17 protein-coding genes and 1 pseudogene are annotated in these 17,778 nt (G+C 69.3%); 6 read left to right on the forward strand and 12 right to left on the reverse strand.

Going from position 1 to position 17,778, the window contains the following annotated elements:
• From AC27IO_RS02285 to AC27IO_RS02340, 12 genes and pseudogenes are all read right to left on the reverse strand, one after another.
• A partial coding sequence (locus tag AC27IO_RS02285; protein ID WP_498737114.1) for a HutD/Ves family protein occupies window positions 1-548 on the reverse strand: 548 nt, incomplete at its 3' end.
• Window positions 549-556: 8 nt separating this feature from the next.
• Window positions 557-1,420, reverse strand: a complete 864-nt coding sequence (locus AC27IO_RS02290; RefSeq protein ID WP_272563935.1) for a phytanoyl-CoA dioxygenase family protein — start codon at window positions 1,418-1,420, stop codon at window positions 557-559.
• Window positions 1,421-1,460: 40 nt separating this feature from the next.
• Window positions 1,461-2,255, reverse strand: coding sequence for an amino acid ABC transporter ATP-binding protein (locus tag AC27IO_RS02295; RefSeq protein ID WP_498737073.1), 795 nt, complete (start codon window positions 2,253-2,255; stop codon window positions 1,461-1,463).
• Window positions 2,252-2,920 (reverse strand): amino acid ABC transporter permease, encoded by a 669-nt coding sequence (locus tag AC27IO_RS02300; RefSeq protein ID WP_284401841.1) that lies wholly within the window; start codon window positions 2,918-2,920, stop codon window positions 2,252-2,254. The genes AC27IO_RS02295 and AC27IO_RS02300 overlap by 4 nt, the downstream gene beginning before the upstream one ends.
• Window positions 2,921-2,970: 50 nt before the next feature.
• On the reverse strand, window positions 2,971-3,747 hold the full coding sequence (locus AC27IO_RS02305) for a glutamine ABC transporter substrate-binding protein (RefSeq protein WP_284401839.1): 777 nt from the start codon (window positions 3,745-3,747) through the stop codon (window positions 2,971-2,973).
• A 70-nt stretch (window positions 3,748-3,817) separates the two neighbouring features.
• On the reverse strand, window positions 3,818-4,567 hold the full coding sequence (locus tag AC27IO_RS02310; protein WP_272563939.1) for an IclR family transcriptional regulator: 750 nt from the start codon (window positions 4,565-4,567) through the stop codon (window positions 3,818-3,820).
• Between the two features lie 123 nt (window positions 4,568-4,690).
• Window positions 4,691-6,419: pseudogene (gene hutU / locus AC27IO_RS02315) on the reverse strand (urocanate hydratase).
• A 13-nt stretch (window positions 6,420-6,432) separates the two neighbouring features.
• On the reverse strand, window positions 6,433-8,019 hold the full coding sequence (hutH, locus tag AC27IO_RS02320) for a histidine ammonia-lyase (protein ID WP_284409322.1): 1,587 nt from the start codon (window positions 8,017-8,019) through the stop codon (window positions 6,433-6,435).
• A 64-nt stretch (window positions 8,020-8,083) separates the two neighbouring features.
• Window positions 8,084-8,875 (reverse strand): histidine utilization transcriptional repressor HutC, encoded by a 792-nt coding sequence (gene hutC / locus AC27IO_RS02325; protein ID WP_498737077.1) that lies wholly within the window; start codon window positions 8,873-8,875, stop codon window positions 8,084-8,086.
• Between the two features lie 23 nt (window positions 8,876-8,898).
• On the reverse strand, window positions 8,899-9,684 hold the full coding sequence (locus tag AC27IO_RS02330) for an ABC transporter ATP-binding protein (RefSeq protein WP_272563942.1): 786 nt from the start codon (window positions 9,682-9,684) through the stop codon (window positions 8,899-8,901).
• Window positions 9,681-10,559, reverse strand: coding sequence for an ABC transporter permease (locus AC27IO_RS02335; protein ID WP_498737079.1), 879 nt, complete (start codon window positions 10,557-10,559; stop codon window positions 9,681-9,683). The genes AC27IO_RS02330 and AC27IO_RS02335 overlap by 4 nt, the downstream gene beginning before the upstream one ends.
• A gap of 20 nt (window positions 10,560-10,579) precedes the next feature.
• Complete coding sequence (locus AC27IO_RS02340; RefSeq protein ID WP_272563943.1) at window positions 10,580-11,545, reverse strand: ABC transporter substrate-binding protein; 966 nt, start codon at window positions 11,543-11,545, stop codon at window positions 10,580-10,582.
• Window positions 11,546-12,117: 572 nt separating this feature from the next.
• Here AC27IO_RS02340 and AC27IO_RS02345 point away from each other — a divergent pair.
• Genes AC27IO_RS02345 through AC27IO_RS02370 form a run of 6 tightly spaced genes read left to right on the forward strand, consistent with a single transcriptional unit; the run spans window position 12,118 to window position 17,776 of the window.
• Window positions 12,118-12,960 (forward strand): STAS domain-containing protein, encoded by an 843-nt coding sequence (locus AC27IO_RS02345; protein WP_284428716.1) that lies wholly within the window; start codon window positions 12,118-12,120, stop codon window positions 12,958-12,960.
• A 13-nt stretch (window positions 12,961-12,973) separates the two neighbouring features.
• The gene (locus tag AC27IO_RS02350) at window positions 12,974-13,348 is read left to right on the forward strand and encodes an STAS domain-containing protein (RefSeq protein WP_284409314.1); all 375 of its coding nucleotides are present in this window, start codon (window positions 12,974-12,976) and stop codon (window positions 13,346-13,348) included.
• Window positions 13,338-13,742 carry an anti-sigma regulatory factor gene (locus tag AC27IO_RS02355; RefSeq protein ID WP_272563946.1) on the forward strand — a complete coding sequence of 135 codons (405 nt, stop codon included), beginning with the start codon at window positions 13,338-13,340 and terminating at the stop codon, window positions 13,740-13,742. Before AC27IO_RS02350 ends, AC27IO_RS02355 begins: the two co-directional genes overlap by 11 nt.
• Window positions 13,733-14,788 (forward strand): anti-sigma regulatory factor, encoded by a 1,056-nt coding sequence (locus AC27IO_RS02360; protein ID WP_317357531.1) that lies wholly within the window; start codon window positions 13,733-13,735, stop codon window positions 14,786-14,788. Before AC27IO_RS02355 ends, AC27IO_RS02360 begins: the two co-directional genes overlap by 10 nt.
• A gap of 20 nt (window positions 14,789-14,808) precedes the next feature.
• Window positions 14,809-15,792, forward strand: a complete 984-nt coding sequence (locus AC27IO_RS02365; RefSeq protein WP_487088261.1) for an ATP-binding protein — start codon at window positions 14,809-14,811, stop codon at window positions 15,790-15,792.
• 4 nt (window positions 15,793-15,796) lie between these two features.
• On the forward strand, window positions 15,797-17,776 hold the full coding sequence (locus AC27IO_RS02370) for a hybrid sensor histidine kinase/response regulator (RefSeq protein ID WP_284429556.1): 1,980 nt from the start codon (window positions 15,797-15,799) through the stop codon (window positions 17,774-17,776).
• The last annotated feature ends 2 nt before the right edge of the window (window positions 17,777-17,778 follow it).

The following is a 17,778-nucleotide window of genomic DNA, read 5'->3' on the forward strand; positions in this document are numbered from 1 at the left end:
TCGCCCTCGGCGATGAGCCGGCCCTGCGCCAGCACGATGATGCGGTCGGCATGGGCGAACACCACGTACCACAGGCCCTGCCCTGGCCCGAAGACCTCGCCGCCCCGATGCCACCGGCCCGACAGCACCATGCACAGGCCCGCGGGCGTGCTGCCCGGCACGCACGCGTTCTGCAGCACCTGCACCGCGCCCTGCCAGCGGCCATGCCGCAGCATCAGGTTGAAGTCGGTCGAGGCGCCGCCCAGCGGGATGCAGTCGATGGCCTGGTCGCCCGCGAACGCCACGGGCTGCCAGCGCTCGTCCAGCGCATGGTCGATGCCCTCGTCCTCGGCGCGCAGGCGCACGCCGGCCCCGTCCAGCAGCATGATCTGGCGCTGCACGCCCTGGAAGGCCGAGAACGGCCCGGGCGCCGCGATGGTGGCCACGCTCACGCGCCACTCGAAGGCGTCCATGCCGGCGCCCGGCGGCCAGCAGGCCAGCTCGCGCGTGTCGCCGCCGCCGTTCTTCCACGGGGTGGGCGCGATGGCCGACAGGTCGAACCGCTGCAGCGCCGCCGTCATCCCGCCTCCCCCACCAGCAGCGGAAAGAGCGGGTGCGCCATGGGTGCGCCGGCCGGCAACGTGTCGGCCAGGCCCGGGAAATCGGGCGAGGTCTTCCAGGCGCGCGGCGCATGGCGCGTGTCGTCGCCCAGAAAGCGCACCGAGAACACGCGGCGACGCTGCGGCCCGGGCACACCGCCCGAGGCATGCAGGGCCAGCATGTGAAAGCACACCACGTCGCCGGGCGCGATCTCCCAGCCCAGGATGGGAAACGCCGCGCGGTCGGCCTCGATGTCGGGCAGCTCGGCCAGCGAGCCTTCGGGAAACCACCGCGCCTGCTGGTCCATGAAGGTGCGCGGCATGCGCCACGGCCCCCGGTGCGAGCCGGCCACGAACTCCAGCGTGGCCTCGCGCGCCACCGGGTCCACGGGAATCCACAGGCTCACGTTCTGGGTGCCGTCGATGTTGTAGTAGGGCTGGTCCTGGTGCCAGGGCGTGCGCTGGCGCGTGCCCGGCTCCTTGACCAGCACATGGTCGTGGTACAGCCGCACGCTGGCCGACTGCATGAGCCGCTGGGCGGCCCAGGCCACGGGCGTCTCGGCGATGAAGCGGCCGAAGGCGGGAATGTCCTGCCAGTTGCAGAAGTCCTCGAAGAACCGGCCCGGATCGTCCGGGCGGCTCGCCACCTTGGCGCGCGGACTGGGCGCGGCCAGGTTGGCGTCGATGCCGCTGCGCAGCAGCGCCACCTCGCCCGGCGTGAGCAACTGGCGGATGCACACCGCGCCGTCGCGCGCGAAGTCGGCCACGAGGGCGTCGGTCACGCGCTCGCGCAGCCGCTGCTGCAGGTCGGGCGGGGGCACCAGGGGGGTGGAAAGCGTCATGGCGAAGGCCTCACTCTCGGCGGCTCGGTGGGGGCGGCGCTCAAGTGCGCGACAGCACGGCCTGCAGGAACGCGCGGGTGCGCTCCTGCGTGGGCTCGGTGAAGATCCTGGCGGGCGGGCCCGATTCGATGATGCCGCCGGCGTCCATCACCACCACGGTGTCGCCGACCTCGCGCGCGAAGTCCATCTCGTGCGTGACGACCATCATGGTCATGCCCTCGCGCGCCAGCAGCTTCATGACCTGCAGCACCTCGCCCACCAGCTCCGGGTCCAGGGCCGAGGTGGGTTCGTCGAACAGCATCACGCGCGGCTGCATGGCCAGGGCCCGGGCGATCGCCACGCGCTGCTTCTGGCCGCCCGACAGGCTGGCCGGCATGGCCGAGGCCTTGTGGCCCAGGCCCACCTTGTCCAGCAAGGCGCGCGCCTGGCTTTCGGCCTCGGCGCGGGAAGCGCCGCGCAGCTTGCGCGGGCCCAGGGTGACGTTGTCGAGCACCGACAGGTGCGGGAACAGGTTGAACGACTGGAAGACCATGCCCACCTCTTCGCGCAGCGCGTTGAGCTCGCGCTCGGGCAGCATGCGGCCCTCGTCCACCAGGGTGCGCCCGCAGATGTCGATGCGCCCGCCCTGGGGCTGCTCCAGCCCGTTGCAGCAGCGCAGGAAGGTGCTCTTGCCCGAGCCGCTGGGCCCGATCACCACCACCACCTGCGACGGCTGCACGTCGAAGTCGATGCCGTTGAGCACCACGTGCTCGCCGAAGGCCTTGCGCAGGCCACGGATGCGCACGATGGGTGCCGCATCCGCAGCGGATGCCTGGGTCGATGGGGACTGCGTCATTGCACCATCCCCCCGGCGCGCAGGCGCAACTCGATGTGGCGCAGCACCAGCGTGGTCGCGCCGGTGAGCAGGAAGTACACGACCGCGATGGCCAGGTACACCTCCAGCGAGCGGTACGACACGCTGATGATCTTCTGCCCCTCGTGCATCAGGTCGTGGATGGTCAGCAGCGACACCAGCGCCGAGTTCTTGATGAGCGCGATGAACTCGTTGCCCAGCGGCGGAATCATGCGCACCACGGCCTGGGGCAGCACCACCCAGCGCATCGCCACGCCCGAGGACATGCCGATGGAGCGCGCGGCCTCCATCTGGCCCCGGTCGATGGACTGGATCGCGCCGCGCACGATCTCGGACACGTACGCGCCCGAGTAGATGCCCAGCCCGATCACGCCGCACAGGAACGCCGGCAGCAGGATGCCGAACTGCGGCAGCCCGAAGAACAGGATGAACAGCTGCACCAGCAGCGGCGTGCCGCGGATGGCCGCCACATAGGCCGTGCACAGGCCATACACGATGCGGCGCCGGGGGTCGAGGCGGCCGATGCCCACCAGCAACCCCATCACGCAGCCCAGGAGCAGCGAGGCGGCCGTGATCTCCACGGTCACCAGCGCGCCCTCCAGCAGTTGGGGCCAGCCGGCCCACACGGGGGAAAAGTCGAGTTCCATCGCTCGGGTTCAGTGCTTGTCGATTCGGTCGGCGGCGGTGGTCCGCCGGCTCACTTGGCAGCCGGTGTGGCCGCGGTGGTGGCGGCGCTGCCGCTGAACCACTTCTTCACGATGGCCGCGTAAGTGCCGTCGGCCTTGAGCTTGGCCAGCGCGGCGTTCACCGCGCGGGTGAGCTCGGGCGTGTCCTTGCGCAGCGCCATGCCGTATTCCTCGGTGGTGAGTTGCTCCTCAATCACGCGCAGGCCGGGCCGGGTGCGCACGTACTGGTAGGCCGCGGGCTTGCCGGTGACGGCGGCGTCGGCGCGGCCGATGTCCACCAGGTTGAACATTTCCTGGTTCTTCTCGACCTCCACGCGTTGCGCCTTGGGGTAGTTCTGCGTGAGGAAGGCGACCGACTTGGTGCCTACCTGGACCGAGATCTTCTTGCCGTCCAGGTCGGCCGGCTTGCGGATGGTGGTATTGCCTTCCTTGACCATGGCGACCAGGCCGCCGGCGTAGTAAGGCTCGGTGAAATCGACGACCTTCTTGCGCTCGTCGGTGATGTAGATGCCCGAGACGGCCATGTCGAAGCGCCGCGAGATCAGGCCGGGGATCAGGCCCTTGAAGTCGATGTCCACCCACTCGACCTGCTTGCCCATGCTCTTGGCGACGGCCTCCACCAGCTCCACGTCGAAGCCGGTGCGCTTGCCGTTCTCGACGAACTCCATCGGCGGGAAGGTGGCATCGGTGGCCACTCGCAGCACGTTGTCTTGCGCGCGGGCGGCGCCGGCGCCCAGGGCGAACACGGCGGCCAAGCTGGCCAGGAGGAGATTGCGTCGGATGTTCATGGGAGTTTCCGGTGGGGGTGGGAGGAAGAGAAAGGCACTCGAGGGAAAAAGAAAAACGATGCGGCCGGGTTCAGTGCAGAACGAGTTGGCGCGAGATGCGGGCGGCCGCCACGACCACCATGCGGATCAGCGCGGCCTCCTGCCCCTGGGCCCGCATCACCGGCGCCATCAGCGTGATGGCGCCCGCGGCCTGGCGGGACGCGCCGAACAGCGGCACGCTGCAGCCCCAGACGCCGGGGTCCACCTCGCTCTCGCTGGTGGCGAAGCCGGCCTTGCGGATCGCCTCCAGCGCCTGCTGGGCGGCCTCGCGCTCGGGCGTGCCCGTGCCCCACTGGCTGTCGAGCACCGCATCGCGCGCGGCGGGCGGCAGATGGGCCAGCACGCACTTGGCCGAGGCGCCCGTGCGCAGCGGCACGCTGCGACCCTTTTCGAACGAGCAGCGCAGCGAATGGTGGCTTTCCACCATGTCCAGGCAGATGGCCTGGTCGTTCACCGCGACGATCAGGCCGACGCTTTCCTGCGACTGCTGCGACAGCTCCACCATGCCGGGGCGCGCCTGCCGCACCAGGTGCGAAGCCAGGTCGAAGCCGAGGGCCAGCTGAAGGCTCAAAGGGCCCGGCGCATAGCCGCCATCGCTTTCCAGCACGAAGCCCCAGCGCTTGAGGCGCGCGAGCTGGCGGTACAGCGTGCTGCGCGCCATGCCGGTGTGCTCCATGAGCTCGGTCGCGGCCATCGCCCTGCCCTGCTGGGCCAGCACGGCCAGCACCTGGAGCACTCGGTCGGACGTCGCAACGGCGCTGGGCAATGCACTTCGGGTCATGCGTTCAGTATCGAAGGAAGCGGCCCGGGAGCACACGCCCCCATTCCCGGCCATTGGGAATGGGGTTCTCCTTTTTTCTCGCGGAATGGCGAAATTCCGTTTTCCGGTGGCCCTGCGCAGGCCTCAGCGCACCATGGGAAGGTTCAGGCCCTGCCTGCGTGCGGTGGCCACCGCGATGTCGTAGCCCGCGTCGGCATGCCGCATCACGCCCGAGGCCGGGTCGTTCCACAGCACGCGGCCCAGGCGCGCGGCCGCCTCATCGGTGCCGTCGGCCACGATGACCACGCCGGCATGCTGCGAGTAGCCCATGCCCACGCCGCCGCCGTGGTGCAGGCTCACCCACGTGGCGCCGCCCGCCGTGTTGAGCAGCGCGTTCAGCAGCGGCCAGTCGCTCACCGCGTCGGTGCCGTCCTTCATGGCCTCGGTCTCGCGGTTGGGGCTGGCCACCGAACCGGTGTCCAGGTGGTCGCGGCCGATGACGATGGGCGCCTTGAGTTCGCCGCTCCTGACCATTTCGTTGAAGGCCAGCGCCGCCTTGTGGCGCTCGCCCAGGCCCAGCCAGCAGATGCGCGCGGGCAGGCCCTGGAAGGCGATCCGCTCGCGCGCCATGTCCAGCCAGCGGTGCGTGTGGTGGTTGTCGGGGAACAGCTCCTTGATCTTGGCATCGGTCTTGTAGATGTCCTCCGGGTCGCCCGACAGCGCCACCCAGCGGAACGGGCCCTTGCCCTCGCAGAACAGCGGGCGGATGTAGGCGGGCACGAAGCCGGGGAAGTCGAAGGCGTTCTTCACCCCCTCGTCGAACGCCACCTGGCGGATGTTGTTGCCGTAGTCCACCGTGGGAATGCCCATGGCCTGGAAGTCCAGCATGGCCTGCACGTGCACCGCGCACGACTGGGCGGCGGCCTTCGTCAGGGCGGCATGCTGCGCCGGGTCCTTCATCGCGGCCTGCCATTGCGGCACTGTCCAGCCGGCGGGCAGGTAGCCGTGGATCAGGTCGTGGGCGGAGGTCTGGTCCGTCACCAGGTCGGGCTTGCAACCGCCCGCCTTCGCGCGGCGGACCAGTTCGGGCAGCACCTCGGCCGCGTTGCCCAGCAGTGCGATGGAGACGGCCTCCTTCGCGTCGCAGTGCTGCCGGATCAACTCCAGCGCATGGTCGATGTCGCGCGCCTGCTTGTCCACATAGCGCGTGCGCAGGCGAAAGTCGATGCTGCTTTGCTGGCACTCGATATTGAGCGACACGGCGCCGGCCAGCGTGGCGGCCAGGGGCTGCGCGCCGCCCATGCCCCCCAAGCCCGCCGTGAGGATCCACTTGCCGGAGAGGTCGTTGTCGTAGTGCTGGCGGCCGGCTTCCACGAAGGTCTCGAACGTGCCCTGCACGATGCCCTGGCTGCCGATGTAGATCCAGCTGCCGGCCGTCATCTGGCCGTACATGAACAGGCCCTTGCGGTCCAGTTCGTTGAAGTGTTCCCAGGTGCCCCACTTCGGCACCAGGTTGGAGTTGGCCAGCAGCACGCGCGGCGCGTTCTCGTGCGTCTTGAACACGCCCACCGGCTTGCCGGACTGGATCAGCAGGGTTTCGTCGGCCTCCAGCACCTTGAGCGACGACAGGATCTGGTCGTAGCAGGCCCAGTCGCGCGCGGCGCGGCCGATGCCCCCGTAGACCACCAGATCCTGCGGGCGCTCGGCCACCTCGGCATCCAGGTTGTTCTGGATCATGCGGTAGGCGGCCTCGCAGCCAGTTCTTGCAGTTCAGCTGGCTGCCGCGCGGGGCGCGGATCACGCGCGTGGGGTCGTGGCGGGGGTCGGCGAGCGGGGCCGCGGCGGTGGAGAGGATGGCGTCGTTGGCGTTCATGGCAAAGGCTCCTTCACGAAATCTGGGAAACGAAGCTGGGCAGGTGGGCGGTCACGGGCGCGGGCCAGGCGGATTCCTGGGCCCAGCCGCGCATGGCCTCGATGTCGGTGGCGAGAAAGCGGTCCTGCTCCAGGAAGGCAACGCGCGCGCGGATGGCGGCGATCTGCGCTTCGATGAGCGGCGAGCTTTTCAGCCACGGGGTGGCGGCGGCGCCCGGTGCGGGCACGCGGTCGAAGTCGATGCCCTGGGTGGCGGCCATGGCCTCGATGCCGACCACCACCGCCGTGTTGCGCACCATGTCGGTCAGGCGCCGCGCGGCGTAGGTGGCCATGGACACATGGTCTTCCTGGTTGGCCGAGGTGGGCAGGCTGTCCACGCTGCCCGGGTGGGCCAGCGACTTGTTCTCGGACGCCAGCGCCGCGGCCGTGACCTGCGCGATCATGAAGCCTGAGTTCACGCCGCTGTCGCGGATGAGGAAGGCCGGCAGGCCCGACAGGCCGGTGTCCAGCAGCAGCGCCAGGCGCCGCTCGGAGATGGCGCCGATCTCGGCCACCGCCAGCGCGATGATGTCGGCAGCGAAGGCCACTGGCTCGGCGTGGAAGTTGCCGCCCGAAATCACGTCGCCCGTTTCGGAGAACACGAGCGGGTTGTCCGAGGCGGCATTGGCTTCGATCTGCAGCACGCGCGCGGCATGCTGCAGGTTATCGAGGCACGCGCCCATCACCTGCGGCACGCAGCGGATCGAATACGGGTCCTGCACGCGCCCGCAGTGCGGGTGCGACGGATCGATCTCGCTGCCCTCCAGCAGCGCGCGCACGGCGGCCGCCACGGCGATCTGGCCCGGCTGGCCGCGCGCTTCGTGGATGCGCGCATCGAACGGCTTGACCGAGCCCTTGATGGCTTCGAGCGACAGCGCGCCCGACACCAGCCCGGCCGCGAACACGCTCTCGGCGCCGAACAGCCCGGCCAGCGCAAGGGCCGTGGACACCTGCGTGCCGTTCAGCAACGCCAGCCCTTCCTTGGGGCCGAGGACGAACGGCTCGCAACCGATGGCGGCCATGGCCTCGCGGCCCGGCACCGTGCGGCCCTGCACCTTGGCCTGGCCCTCGCCGATCAGCACGCAGGCCAGGTGGGCCAGCGGTGCCAGGTCGCCCGAGGCGCCGACCGAGCCCTTGGCCGGGATCACGGGCAGCACGTCGGCATTGGCCAGGGCCAGCAGCGCATCGACGATGGCGGGCCGCACGCCGGAGTGGCCGCGCGCCAGGCTCACCGCCTTGGTGGCCAGCACCATGCGCACCACCGGGTCGGGCAGCGGATCGCCGGTGCCCACGCTGTGCGACAGCACCAGATTGCGCTGCAGTTCGGCCAGCCGGCCGTGGGCGATCTTCGTGCTGGCGAGCTTGCCGAAGCCGGTGTTGATGCCATAGACCACCTGGTCTTCTTCGACGATGCGCTGCACCGTGGCCAGCGAGGCCTGCATGCCAGCCTGCGCGGCCGGGTCCAGCGACAGGCGCACGCCGCCCGCGCTCAAGCGCCGCAGTTCGCCCAGCGTGACGCGGCCGGGGTGCAGCACCAGGGTTTCAGGGGAGGAATCGGTCATCAAGTTCATCCTGTATATACAAGTAGATTCGAGCGAAAAGGAAGCCAATGAAAGCAGCGGCCCGCTATCCGAACACGGGATTGCCGTCGGCGCGGAAGCGGCTGCCCAGACGGTAGCGCGAGGCGGGGTGCAGGCAGCGCACCAGGGTCACCGGCACGCCGCGGCTCCAGGTGCGGCGGGTGAGCAGCAGGCACGGCTGGGCGGGCTCCATGCCCAGCAGCTGCGCCTGCTCCGGCGTGGGCAGCACGGCATCGACCACGTGCTCCACCTGGTCGAACGGCACATTGCGCACCAGGAATTCCGAGGGCTGCAGCTGCGTGAAGTCCTGCTGCGCAAAGGTGGGCACCACGCGCGGGTTCACATAACGGTCTTCCAGCTGCACGGCCACGCCGTCCTCGCGGTGCACGCACACGGCATGGAACACCGACTCGCCCGTGCGCAGGTCCAGCGCCGCGGCCACCTCCATCGAGGCCGACACGCGCTCCACCGTGAGCACGTCGCAGCGGTAGTCGTGCCCGCGCTGGCGGATCTCGCTGGCCAGGTTGGCGATCTGCAGCAGCGTGGACTGGGGCTTGTCCTCCGCCACGAAACTGCCCACCCCGGCCACGCGCACGATGCGGCCCTGCTCGGACAGCTCGCGCAGCGCGCGGTTGACGGTCATGCGCGACATGCCGAACTGCAGCACCAGCTCGCTCTCGGAGGGCAGCCGGTCGCCCGCGCGCCAGGAGCCGTCCTGGATCTTGCGGGCGATGAACTCCTTGACCTGCTGGTACAGCGCCAGCGCGGGCTCCACCGGCGCCGCGGCAGCGGATTCGGCTTCGGCTTCGGCGTTGGCACGGAGGGCGGCGGCGTTCATGTCGGCGGGTTTCTTGCCGCGGCTCAATGCAGGTCCGCCGCCATGGACTCGGCGCGGATCTCCTCGGTCAGCCGCGCCTTCAGGTCCATGAACTCGGGCGAGGTCTTCACGCGGTAGTGCCGCGGGTGCGGCAGGTCCACCGCGAGCTCGGTCTTGATGCGGCCCGGCCGGGCGCTGAACACCGCCACGCGGTTGGCCATGAAGATCGCCTCGTCGATGTCGTGGGTGACGAACATCACCGTCTTGCGCTCGGCCTCCCAGATGCCCAGCAGCAGCTCCTGCATGAGCACGCGGGTCTGGTTGTCGAGCGCGCCGAAGGGTTCGTCCATCAGCAGGATCTTGGGGTCGTTGGCGAGGGCCCGGGCAATGGCCGTGCGCTGCTGCATGCCGCCCGACAGCTGCTTGGGGTAGTGCTGCTCGAAGCCGCGCAGGCCGACCTTGGCGATGAAGTACGCCGCCCTCTCCTTTTGCTGCGCCTCGGGCATGCCGCGCTCGCGCAGGCCGAAGCGGATGTTCTGCTCGATGGTCAGCCACGGAAACAGCGTGTAGCTCTGGAACACCATGCCGCGGTCGGCGCCGGGGCCGTCGATGCGCTGGCCGTCCAGCAGCACCTCGCCCGCGGTGGGAAAGTCCAGCCCCGCCACGATGCGCAGCAGCGTCGATTTGCCGCAGCCGGACGGCCCGAGGATGGTGACGAAGTCGTTCTCGCGCACCTCGAAATCCACCGGCAGCAGCGCCTGGGTGGCCTGGCCGCGCGCACCGGCGAAGGTACGCGATACGCCGCGAACGGAAAGCATCGGTGCGGTCATAGCGTGCTCCAGGCGAAGAGGCGGCGGTTGGCCGCCTTGAAGGCGAAGTCGGACACCAGCCCGATGACGCCGATCACGATGATGCCGAAGATGATCTGCCCCGTGTTCAGCAGCGCCTGGCTGTCGGTGATCATGTGGCCGATGCCTGACGACGAGCCGATCAGCTCGGCCACGATGACGTAGGTCCAGGCCCAGCCCAGCACCAGGCGCAGCGTTTCGGCAATGCCGGGCGCCGCGCCGGGAATGAGCACGCGGCGCACGATGCCCGTGTTGCCCGCGCCCAGCGTGTAGGCCGCCTCGACCAGATCGCGCCGCGCGCCGCCCACGGTCACGGCCACCATCAGCGTGATCTGGAACACCGAGCCGATGAAGATGACGAGCAGTTTCTGCGCCTCGCCGATGCCCGCCCACAGGATCAGCAGCGGAATGAAGGCCGAGGCCGGCAGGTAGCGGCAGAACGACACGAAGGGCTCGAAGAACGCCTCCACCGGCTTCCAGGCGCCCATGGCGATGCCCAGCGGCACCGCGACGACAGCCGCCAGCACGAAGCCGCCGAGCACGCGCCACACCGTCATGCCGATGTCCTTGTGAAAGCCGTACTCGGTGAACAGCAGGCCGCCCTCCTTGAGCATGGTGGCCGGACTGGCCAGGAACGTGGGCGACACGAAGCCGCCCAGCGTGAAGAACGACCACACGGCGATGAACACCACGAAGAACGCCAGGCCCAGCACCCAGCGGACGCGTGGGCTGACGGGCTCGAGCGGCGCCATGGCGCGGCGGCGAACGGGATCAGGGGCAGGCCCCGCCCGCAGCGCGGCGGGGGCGCTGGCGGACGGCCCTGCGGCAGGGTGGCGGGCGGCAGTCGTGGCGGGCATGGTGGCAGGCTCCCGTGCCATCACTGGATGAAGCTGGCGTCGAAGGTGGCCTCGAGTTTTTCAGGCGCCTTGCGGATCACGCCAGCCTCCAGCAGGATGGGCACCGACTCCTTCATGAACTGCATCAGCTCGCCGGCGAAGAACTTCTGGTTGGCCGCCTTGTCCTGCCAGCGCAGGTAGGCCGACGACTTGGCGAACTGCTCGCCGCTTTGCTTGACGGCCGAGCCCATGATCTCGTTGGCCTTGGCGGGGTCCGCCTTGATCATCTCCAGCGCCTCGAAATACGAGTTAGCCAGGGCTTGCGCCGCCTTGGCGTTGGCCTTGAGCCAGGTGGGCGCGCAGCCCACGGTGTCCATCACCATGGGGTAGTCGATGGTGGTGGCCAGGATCTTGCCGGCCTGCGGGTTGGCGCGCACGGTGGACAGGTAGGGCTCGTAGGTCATCGCGGCATCGTTCTGGCCAGACACGAAGGCCTGCGCAGCGGGCTGGGGTTCGAGCGAGACGGTCTTCACGTCCTTGAGCGTCATGCCGTTCTTGTTCAGCATCCAGGCCAGGCCGAAGTACGGCGCGGTGCCCGGCGCGCTCACGCCGATGGTCTTGCCCTTGAGGTCGGCGAAGCCCTTCACGTCGTTGCGCACGGCCAGGCCGTCGGCGCCGTAGGACTTGTCCATCTGGAAGATCTGCACGATGGGCACGCCGTTGGCGTTCCAGGCCACATGCGTTTCCACCGTGGTGGCCGCGCACTGGATCGCCTCGGAGGCCAGGGCCAGGTGGCGGTCTTTCTGCGGAATCATCTTGAGTTCCACATCCAGGCCGTTCTTCTTGAAAATGCCCGCCTTGTCGGCCAGCGTGAGCGGCGCGAAGCCCGTCCAGCCCGACATGCCCAGCGCAATCTTCACGTTCTGCGCCTGGGCCTGCAGGGACAGCCCCGCCACACAAACGCCCGCCACCGCCAGCGACACCATTTTCAAAACCGATCGGCCCATCATCTGCTCCTCACAAGAAAAGATCGAGTCGCGCACCTGGAAGGCACGCGCCGCATTGCTCCGACGCCCGGAATGATGGCGGTGCGACAGGCCTGTCTATACAGGGTTACTACGCACAGGGCCCCATTTGCACACACACATTCCCACCGGGCGGGAGCCCCGGAGGCGGGCGATTTCTCGCGCCGGTCCGGGTGACGGGTGGGCTTGCAAGATCGGGGCCCGGCCGGCGCGGTGGCGACCCGTTCCGCTGGCATTGCGGCCAATGCTATTATTTTCATAGCATCAAAGGCAGGAAATATCCCGGCAACGGCCCTTTTTCGATCCAAAAGCCTCTATCTTTGGTGGCACACCGCCACTGGAGCCCCCGGTGCGGCAACGGGCGGCGACCCGCATCGACGGCCCGGACTGGTGCGGCCCGCGCATCGCCACCCCACCGACTGCCCAGCGCTGTGCGTCCCAGGCGCGGCCCCGCGGAAAGTAGGTACAAGCCCGGTGCCCGCGCAGGGCAAGCCCGCGTGGCGGTGCAGCCCCGCCCGTTAGAATTTGTTTTTTATCTAGAAAAGCGCCCTGCCATGAAGCAGCAACACCCGGCCCTTCTTTCCCTTCTGGAAACCCACGAATCCGCCATCCTGGATGAGTGGCTGGCCGAGGCAGGCGCCCAAGACCCCACCCACCAGCGCGCCACGGCGGCGCAGGCGCGCGAACTGCTGCAGCTGCTGCGCAGCGCGCTGCAGGCTGGCGGCGACGCGCAAGGCCCCAATGGTCCGGCCTGGCAAGGCATGAACGAGGCGCTCGAAGCGCTTTCGCGCTCGCGCGCCTCGCGCGGCCAGACGGCGGGCGACACCAGCGTGTTCGTCCAGGCCATGAAAAAGCCCCTCTTTACGCTGCTGCAGCAGACGGTGCCCGCCGCCGCCGACCTGGTTCCGGCCCTGTGGTCCGCCACGGCGCTGGTCGACCAGCTGGCGCAGCGCACGGCCAACACCTTCCAGCAGGCGCGCGAGGACATCATCCGCCGCCAGCAGGAAGAGCTGCTGGAGCTGTCCACCCCCGTGGTGAAGCTCTGGGACGGCGTGCTGGCCGTCCCCATGATCGGCGTCCTGGACAGCAACCGCACGCAGGTGGTCATGGAAACGCTGCTGCAGCGCATCCTGGAGACCGAATCAGAACTCGCCATCATCGACATCACCGGGGTGCCTACCGTGGACACGCTGGTGGCGCAGCATCTGCTCAAGACCGTGGCGGCCATCCGGCTCATGGGCGCGGACTGCATCATCAGCGGCATCCGCCCGCAGATCGCACAGACCATCGTGCACCTGGGCATCGACCTGCAAGGCATCTACACGCGCGCCAATCTGGCGGACGCGCTGTCGCTGGCGCTGCAGAAAACCGGCTGGCGCATCACGCGCGCCGCCTGATCCGGAGCACCCCATGGACCGCATTCCCATTCTTCGCATGGGCGAAACCCTGCTGGTCACCATCCAGGTGGACATGCAGGACCGCACCGCCATGCAGTTGCAGGACGACCTGGCCGACCGCATCGCCAAGACGGGCGCCACCGGCGTCATGATCGACATCTCGGGCCTGGAAATCGTGGACTCGTTCGTCGGGCGCATGCTGAGCAGCATCTCCGGCATCGCGCGCATTCTCTCGGCCCACACGGTGGTGGTGGGCATGCAGCCCGCCGTGGCCATCACCCTGGTGGAACTGGGCCTGTCCCTGGAAGGCGTTCGCACCGCACTCAACGTGGAGCGCGGAATGCAATTGCTGGAGCGCATCCGCCAGGAGCCATCCCTTGTCCGCTGATCCCGCCGGCACGTTGCCGATCGCGTCGGAGCAGCACATCGTCGCCTGCCGGCAGACGGTCCGCGTCCTGTGCACTCAGCTGAAATTCTCGCTGGTGGACCAGACGAAGCTCATCACGGCGGCCAGCGAGCTGTCGCGCAACACGCTGGTGCACGGTGGCGGCGGCCGCATGCGCTGGGAAACGCTGGAGCGGCAGGGCCGCCATGGCCTGCAACTGCATTTCGAAGACGAGGGGCCGGGCATTTCCGACCTGAAGCTCGCCCTGACCGACGGCTGGACCTCGGGCGGCGGCATGGGCCTGGGACTGCCGGGCAGCCGGCGCCTGGTCAATGAGTTCGACATCCACACGGCCCCCGGCGAAGGGACCCGCGTGAGCATCACCAAATGGAAGTAGCCGCCCCCACGGGCAACGCCCCCCAGTTGCTGATGGGATGGACGCACACGGCCTTCGCGATGGGCGACACCAGTTGCGTGGGCGAAGCCCGGCGCTTCGCCGCCCACGCGAGCGCCGAGATGGAATGGGGCGACACCGACAGCGGGCGCCTGTCCATCGTGGTGACCGAGCTGGCCAACAACCTGCACCTGCACGCCCGCGAAGGCCGCTTGCTGATCGCGGCCGTGCCGGCGCTCGGCCTGGTGGAGGTGATTGCCATCGACCACGGGCCAGGCATCCAGGACCTGCCGCTGTCCATGCGCGACGGCTACTCCACCGGCGGCACGCAGGGCGCCGGGCTGGGCGCGGTCCGGCGGCTGGCGGACGACTTCGACATCCACTCCTCCGTACCGCAGGGCACGGTGTGCGTGGCCCGCGTGCGCCAGCACCGCGAGGCCGGCGATGCGCCAGCCGCCCCGCCCCAGACCCTGCGGGTGGGTGCCATCCGGTTGCCGCTGGCGGGCGAGACTGTGTGCGGCGACGCCTGGGCCGCAGCCCTGGACGGCCCCCGGGCCGCGCTGTTCGTGGCCGATGGCCTCGGCCACGGCAGTGAGGCCGCCAAGGCGTCCGGCGCGGCGGCGGACCTGTTCCTGCAGGCCCCCTTCGGCGACCTGCGCGAGCAGATCGAAAGCATGCATGCCGAGCTGCAGTCCACGCGGGGCGCCGCCGTGTGCAGCCTGCGGCTGGATGCCACGGCCGCCACCGTGCGCAGTTCCGGCGTTGGCAACGTGGTGGCCCGCGTGGTCACGGGCCTGTCGGACCGCTCGGTCGTCACGCAGCACGGCACGGTGGGCCTGACCATGCGCCGGCCGCAGGAGACCACCACCGAGCTGCCTTCCTATGCGCTGCTGGTCGTACACAGCGACGGCATCGAAACCCGCTGGCATCCCGCCAGCATCCAGCGCCTGCTGGGCAGCGATCCCACCCTGGTGGCCGCCGTGCTGCTGCGCGATCACCACCGGGCGCGCGACGACGCGACCGTGGTGGTGGTGCAGTGCATCGAGTGACCCGAAGCACGAAAGACACCATGGACGGCACCTCCGACCTCATTTCCGACCGCACCTTCCAGGCATCCGACACGCCGGCACCGACGCCGCCCACCGCCGCTGCGCCCCAGGAATCCATCGAGGCGCTGCGCGCCGCCCTGGCCGAAAGCCAGCGGGAAGTCCAGGAGCTGAGCGCCGAGCTGGAGGAAACCAACCGCGGCGTGGTCGCGCTGTATTCCGAGTTGGACGCGCAGGCCGAGCAGCTGCAAAAAGCCACGGAGATGAAAAGCCGTTTCCTGGCCTACATGAGCCACGAGTTCCGCACGCCCATCAACTCCATTCGCAGCATCGCCCGGCTGCTGGCCGACCATGTGGACGGGCCCCTCAACACCGAGCAAGCCCGCCAGGTGGGATTCATCCAGAGCACCGCGAATGAGTTTGCCGACATGGTGGACGACCTGCTCGATCTCGCCAAGATCGAGGCCGGCCGCGTGGAAATCTCGCCTGCCTGGTTCGACATGCTGGATCTGTTCCAGGCCCTGCGCGGGATGTTCCGGCCGGTGCTGACCAACCCGGACGTCAACCTGTTCTTCGACGAGCCCCAGGGCATCGCGCCGCTGTACACGGACGACCGCAAGTTGTCGCAGATCCTGCGCAATTTCATCTCCAACGCGCTCAAATTCACGCCCCGGGGCGAGGTGCGCGTGTCGGCCCGCGTCGTGGATGGAGACCGGGTGCGATTTTCGGTGACCGACACCGGCATCGGCATCGCTCCCGAATTCCATTCCAGCGTGTTTGACGACTACACGCAGATCGGCTCGTCGCTGCAAAAGCGTCTGCGCGGCACCGGCCTGGGGCTGGCCGTGAGCCGCCAGCTGGCCGAACTGCTGGGCGGCACGGTCACGCTGGAGAGCGCGCTGGGCAGCGGCTCGGTGTTCTCGCTGACGCTGCCGCTGCGGCTGCCGGGCAACGAAGCCGCGGCCACGGGGGCTCCCGCAACCACCGAGGACGGCGCCCATGGGTAACGGCATGCAGGACGTCAGCGCCATCCACACGACCATCGACCGCGCCGCGCACACGGTGCTGGTGGTGGACGACAACCCGGTCACGCGCTACTCCACCGTCCGGATCATCCGCGCTGCCGGCTTTCAGACCGTGGAGGCCGACAACGGCACCGAGGCCATCCGCCTGGCGGCCACCGGCGTGTCGGCCGTGGTGCTGGACGTGCACCTGCCCGACATCGACGGCTTCGAGGTCTGCCGCATCATCCGCCAGCAGGAAGCCACGGTCCTGCTGCCGGTCACGCACCTGTCCGCCGCCCACGTGCACAGCGAAGACCGGGTGACCGGTTTGAACGCGGGGGCCGACGCCTACCTCACGCACCCGGTGGAGCCCGCGCTGCTGGTGGGCACACTGCAGGCGCTGATCCGTGCGCGCATGGCCGAAGACGGCCTGCGCCGCAGCGACCGGCGCTTTCGCGCCATCTACAGTCAGGCGCTGGCGGGTATCGGCCTGATCCAGCCCGACGGCCGTTTCACCGACGTCAACCCCGCCATGATGCGGCTGCTGGACCGATCGCGCGACGAACTGCTGGGCCACCCCATCAGCGACTTTGCGCCGCCCGGCTGGCTGGACTTCATCACCGAAAAAACCGTGGGGGGCGAGCGTGGCGACCCCTGGCAGGGAGAGTTTCCGCTGCAACGCCCGGACGGCGCCTGGGTGTACCTGGAGTGGAGCATCTCGGCCCACGTGGAGCCCGGCCTGCGCATGGCGATCGCGGCCGACATCTCCGAGCGCATGGAGCTCGACTCCCGCCGCCAGGATGTGCTGGAGCGCGAGCAGGCGGCCCGCGCCACTGCCGAGCGGCTGAGCCGCACCAAGGACGATTTCATCGCGGTGCTGTCGCACGAACTGCGCACCCCGCTGAACGCCATCGCCGGATGGGTGCATATCCTCAAGCGCCGCGGCGGCACGCCCGAGCTGCTCAAGGGCCTGGACTCCATCCACCGCAACGTGAAGGCGCAGGCGCGCATCATCTCGGACATCCTCGACGTGTCGCGCATCAACAGCGGCAAGCTGCACCTGGAGCGGGAATGGATCGACCCCGTCGAATCGGTGCGCTCCTCCATCGACGCGCTGCAGGCCTCGATCGCCGAAAAGCGCCTGGACGTGGCGCTGGCCGTGCAGGACGCGAATGCCCCCGCCTGGCTGGACCCGACGCGCTTTCAGCAGATCTTCTGGAACCTGCTGACCAATGCCATCAAATTCTCCAACGACGGCGCGCGCATCGACGTGGCGCTGCGGCGCGAGAAGGGCCAGCTCACCCTGTCCGTGCGGGACTACGGGCGCGGCATCGCCAGCGAATTCATCGATCACCTGTTCGACCGGTTCACGCAGAGCGACTCGCCCGACAACCGACGCCACGGCGGCCTGGGCCTGGGGCTGTCCATCGTCAAGCAGCTGGCCGAACTGCACGGCGGCCGCGCCACGGCCGTGAGTGCCGGGCTCGACCAGGGCACCACCATGCAGGTGATGCTGCCGGTGGACCACAAAGGGGGCGACACGGCCCGCGCCGCGCCCCTTGGCGACGATGCCCCGGCCGAACCGCCGATGAACGACCGACCCCTGGCGGGCCTGGACATCCTCATCGTGGAAGACCACCCCGATGCACGCGAAATGCTCACCGTGGTGCTCACCGACGGCGGTGCGCGGCTGCGCGAAGCCGGCGACCATGACGCGGCCATGCAGGCCCTGGCCGAGCGCTGGCCCGACGTGCTGGTCTGCGACATCGGCCTGCCCGGGCGCGACGGCTACGACCTGGTCCGCAGCCTGCGCTCCCTGCCCCTGCCCGAGGGCAAGGCCCAGCCGATCGCCATCGCGCTGACCGCCTTCTCCCGCGCGCAGGACGCGCAACGGGCTCTGGAGGCAGGATTCGACGCGCACCTGGGCAAGCCCTTGCAGCCCCACGCCCTGATGGCCACCATCAACCGACTGGCCGATTCACGCTGATT

The sequence above is a fragment of the Acidovorax sp. KNOB132 genome, assembly GCF_057541515.1.